This is a genomic window from Tamilnaduibacter salinus (assembly GCF_003096655.1).
GTDB lineage: Bacteria > Pseudomonadota > Gammaproteobacteria > Pseudomonadales > Oleiphilaceae > Tamilnaduibacter > Tamilnaduibacter salinus.
Map to the genome: position 1 here is coordinate 1 of NZ_QEKQ01000022.1, position 1,377 is coordinate 1,377.

The 1,377-nt window shown below is 56.9% G+C and carries 1 protein-coding gene; it reads left to right on the forward strand.

The features are described from left to right. Positions 1–92: 92 nt before the first annotated feature. Positions 93–1,133 carry an IS110 family RNA-guided transposase gene (locus C8D92_RS15560; protein WP_116919950.1) on the forward strand — a complete coding sequence of 347 codons (1,041 nt, stop codon included), beginning with the start codon at positions 93–95 and terminating at the stop codon, positions 1,131–1,133. Positions 1,134–1,377 lie beyond the last annotated feature (244 nt).

The window sequence follows — 1,377 nt, forward strand, 5'->3', positions numbered from 1 at the left end:
GAGATGGGATGGTCTCCTCCCCACTCCATAACGGCGTCGCTATGCGCCAAGATAGGTGTTGAGGCATCTATCTACGAGTTAAGGAGGAGACCATGACTAACAATACGGTGATTGGTATCGACCTGGCAAAGGCCTCTTTCGCGGTTATTGAGTTGGGGCGCGGAGGCGATGTAAAACGCCGGAAAACTTTCCGCCGGGATGGCTTGAAACGGTTCTTGGCGAAGCATGAGCCTGCGACTGTGGCTCTGGAAGCCTGCGGAAGCGCTCATTACTGGGGCCGCTGGCTGGAAGAGCATGGTCACAAACCAGCTCTATTGCCTCCACAGCACGTTAAAGGCTATTTGCGGGGGCAGAAGAACGATTACAACGATGCGCAAGCCATTGCTGAGGCTTGCCTTCACGGTGCAATTAATCCGGTGAAGGTAAAGAGCATCGAGCAACAAGACGATCAGGCATTTCATGCCATCCGCCGGAGTCTCAAGGTCGAGAGCACTCGGCTGGTGAACCAGATGCGCGGTCTTCTTGCGGAGTATGGGCTAACTGTACCGAAGTCTGTCAGTGCGTTTCGCCGACGAGTGCCTGAGTTGCTCGAAGACGCTGAAAACGGTTTAAGCACTCGGTTCCGCATGCTGTTGAACCGGCAGTGGCGTCGACTCCAAGCCTCGCTTGAAGAGCAGGCGTGGTACGACGAGCAAGTGCAACAACAGGCCAAAGAAGACGGCACCTGCCGTCGGTTGACCGGTGTCCCCGGTGTTGGCCCAGTTGTCGCCAGTGCCATCAAAAGCTGGATGGGCGACGGTCAGCAATTCCGGCGTGGCCGGGATGCATCGGCAGCGCTGGGTCTGGTGCCGAAACAGTACAGCACTGGTGGTAAGCAGTCGTTGTACGGGATCACCAAGCGAGGCGATGCCTACTTAAGGTCCTTGGTGGTTCATGGCGCACGCGCGGTGGTGCGAACGGCCAAGAACAAGCAAGACGCCCTGAGTCAGTGGGCTCTGGCGGTGGAAGCCAGGCGAGGTCACAACCGAGCGGTTGTCGCCGTGGCGAACAAGATCATCCGTATGGCTTGGGTCATTGTGGCCAGGCAAGAGCACTATCGATCGGTAGAAAAACGGATATTGGCAGGGGCCTGAGTTAATCAGTCTCAGAAATGAATAACCAGGATAAGCGACGGATCCGAAAGAAGGAGTCTTACCCAAGGTTGCGAAGGCAACGGACGCTTGATGACACAACAGGTCAAACCGGCGCACCTGAAACCTGTGGAATCCACTGGCTCTAAGGCCGCTTCAGTGATTAGGCAGGCGCGCGGCGAATCCTCATCAGGGCCAGAGGCGGCAACGCCGCCTCGTCAACAGGCCGGATATATGGCAGCAACCT

What these genes read in the sequence shown, in the direction of transcription:
- C8D92_RS15560 (WP_116919950.1), top strand. Translation starts at nt 93, where the DNA reads ATGACTAACAATACGGTGATTGGTATCGACCTGGCAAAGGCCTCTTTC.